The sequence below is a fragment of the Komagataeibacter europaeus LMG 18890 genome (assembly GCF_000285295.1).
Classification (GTDB): Bacteria; Pseudomonadota; Alphaproteobacteria; order Acetobacterales; family Acetobacteraceae; genus Komagataeibacter; species Komagataeibacter europaeus.
Window position 1 is genome coordinate 1 of sequence record NZ_CADP01000217.1, and the last position, 2,411, is coordinate 2,411.

6 protein-coding genes are annotated in these 2,411 nt (G+C 57.9%); 2 read left to right on the forward strand and 4 right to left on the reverse strand.

The window, feature by feature from the left end; all coding sequences use genetic code 11:
* A partial coding sequence (locus GEU01_RS20775) for a transposase (RefSeq protein ID WP_019087559.1) occupies positions 1-378 on the forward strand: 378 nt, incomplete at its 5' end.
* Positions 379-394: 16 nt separating this feature from the next.
* Here the strand turns inward: GEU01_RS20775 and GEU01_RS27145 are convergent.
* From GEU01_RS27145 to GEU01_RS20790, 3 genes are all read right to left on the reverse strand, one after another.
* Entirely contained in the window at positions 395-541 is a 147-nt protein-coding gene (locus tag GEU01_RS27145) for a hypothetical protein (RefSeq protein WP_162838762.1), read from the reverse strand.
* A gap of 286 nt (positions 542-827) precedes the next feature.
* Positions 828-1,181: a hypothetical protein gene (locus tag GEU01_RS20780; protein ID WP_187293517.1), complete on the reverse strand. Its 354-nt coding sequence runs from the start codon at positions 1,179-1,181 to the stop codon at positions 828-830.
* Between the two features lie 309 nt (positions 1,182-1,490).
* A complete protein-coding gene (locus GEU01_RS20790; protein WP_010507417.1) occupies positions 1,491-1,751 on the reverse strand; it encodes a hypothetical protein in 261 nt (86 codons plus the stop codon).
* 149 nt (positions 1,752-1,900) lie between these two features.
* Between GEU01_RS20790 and GEU01_RS26025 the strand changes: the two genes are divergently transcribed.
* Positions 1,901-2,053 (forward strand): hypothetical protein, encoded by a 153-nt coding sequence (locus GEU01_RS26025; RefSeq protein WP_019087560.1) that lies wholly within the window; start codon positions 1,901-1,903, stop codon positions 2,051-2,053.
* Positions 2,054-2,056: 3 nt separating this feature from the next.
* Here the strand turns inward: GEU01_RS26025 and GEU01_RS20800 are convergent.
* The coding region (locus GEU01_RS20800; protein WP_019086449.1) for a transposase at positions 2,057-2,411 on the reverse strand (355 nt) is incomplete at its 5' end.

The window sequence follows — 2,411 nt, forward strand, 5'->3', positions numbered from 1 at the left end:
CCTGAAAAGGGAGCGGCCGCAGGCCTCGTGCTCCCTGTCTGCAACCTGCACGGCATGCAGCTCCATCTCGCGGAGATTTCACGCACGGTCGCGCAGGGCGCTCACGCCGTCCTCATTGTGGATCAGGCCGCATGGCATACCAGTCAGAAGCTGGATGTTCCCTACAATATCACCATTCTCCCGCTGCCTCCCCGGGCTCCTGAACTGAACCCGGTGGAAAATCTCTGGCAGTTCCTGCGCAATACATGGCTCTCAAACAGGATCTTCAGAACCTATGACGATATCGTTGATATCGCCTGCCATGCCTGGAACCAGCTCGTCAATCAACCATGGCGCATCATGTCAATCGGACTGCGCAATTGGGCTCATGGGTTATAGCAATCAACGGTTGGTATTATTTGTTTGGTCCCGTCGTCCGCCCCTGTGAGGGGGGATCACTTGCGGGAAAGCTTTCATCCAGTGCTTCGTCGCGACCTTCATCTTCCTGTTTTTCAGCAGGAGTCTGCGGTTTTGCCTTGTCGGGATCTGGTCTGTCCTGCATGGCCATGGTTCCTTGCGGGTATGAACGCCCGTCTGTCAGTCTGTTGCGGGCGTTGTTGTTAAGCGGGGGTGGTGGCCGGTCCGGTGTGTCAAATGGAAACGGATCCTGTGGTCCCGGCGGAGGATAGTCGCGTGGGTGGGACGGACCGGGCGGCGGCAGCGGTGGCTGGCCGGTGGTGTAGGGGAAAGATGTAAACATGACCGTTCTCATCTGGCTTGCGTGTGGGAAACCCGGCCCGTGTCGCCTGTTCCCCTGCCGGTCAGACCGGGGTATTTTCAGTAATACGTTACTGTTCACCACTATCTGCGGGCGAAGGGGTCTTGTTTCCGCCATGACTGCTGCGACCGTAACTGTCGCGCATGCGCTTGTGATGTGTCGTTTCATCATTGCTTGGTGGCTGCGTACCGGGCTGTTCCTGCACGGTGCGCGGGTTGTTCCACAACTTGTCCGACGGTTCCACCCGCTGGCCGTTGCGTGACGTGGCGGAAGGCGGGTTCTTGCCTACTTCCGATGCGGCGGAACCGGCCGTTGGCGCAGGTACGGTTTCCATATCGGTCTGTGCCATGGCCACGATGGGGGTCATGACCGGCGCACTGGCCATGATTGCCGCCAGCAGGGCGTAATGCATTGTTTTTGCCATGGTATCGTCTTCTTTCATTGATGAAGATGGACTGACCACAAAAGCATTCATGGATCGAAAGGTTGCATCCTGTTTGCCAGAACAGGGCGAATACCAGCCATACAGGCGCAGTTGATAAAGAAATAACCCATGCGGCGGGATACGAATACATGAACCGGCGCAACCGGTTTGCCGAATGTCCAAAGATCCCGGCGACGCGGGCCTTTCCCATGTGCCTGGCGCGCCTGTCCGTTGCCTGCAACATGACTCTGACGGCACGGTGACGGCGGACCGGGAAAAGACCGCTTGCGTATGTGTGCTACCGCGTATTCATGGTTGTTCGGGCGTGTTGTCCTTCGCTGGCGCGTGATCGGTGGCGTGTTCGTCACATCCGGCCTGGTCCTGATGTTTTCCCTTGTGACTGGTGGCTTCGACCCGCTCATCATTGTCGCGGGTGGATTCCGGTTCGTCCTCGCCCGCGCGGGGCTGGCCGGTGCTGGTGGTCTTGCCATCCGGGGTGTGGGTGGCATGACCTTCGGGTGCGTGCAGCGGATAGGGACGTTGTGCATGAACATGCGGTTCACGGGGCATGATCGTTCTCCATTACGGAATTGGGGTGGCCTGTGCATCCCTGTTCCGTTCAGGGAAAAGACAGGGCACCCTCATGCTCGACTAACGAATGGCCTGTTGAATGGTTTTTCGGTTTTCTTCCCATCCCTTCACGAATGAATACCTGACGGATGCAAACAGGTCGCGGCACGCATTCATGTGACGGGCTGCGGTCCCAGCGTGACCGCAACATCATGGGACTGTCCGTCATCCACCATGTCAATTGTGCCGGTTGCGGGCAGGGGCGCGCCGTCACAGGTGACATGGCTTATACCAACCGTTGATTGCTATAACCCATGAGCCCAATTGCGCAGTCCGATTGACATGATGCGCCATGGTTGATTGACGAGCTGGTTCCAGGCATGGCAGGCGATATCAACGATATCGTCATAGGTTCTGAAGATCCTGTTTGAGAGCCATGTATTGCGCAGGAACTGCCAGAGATTTTCCACCGGGTTCAGTTCAGGAGCCCGGGGAGGCAGCGGGAGAATGGTGATATTGTAGGGAACATCCAGCTTCTGACTGGTATGCCATGCGGCCTGATCCACAATGAGGACGGCGTGAGCGCCCTGCGCGACCGTGCGTGAAATCTCCGCGAGATGGAGCTGCATGCCGTGCAGGTTGCAGACAGGGAGCACGAGG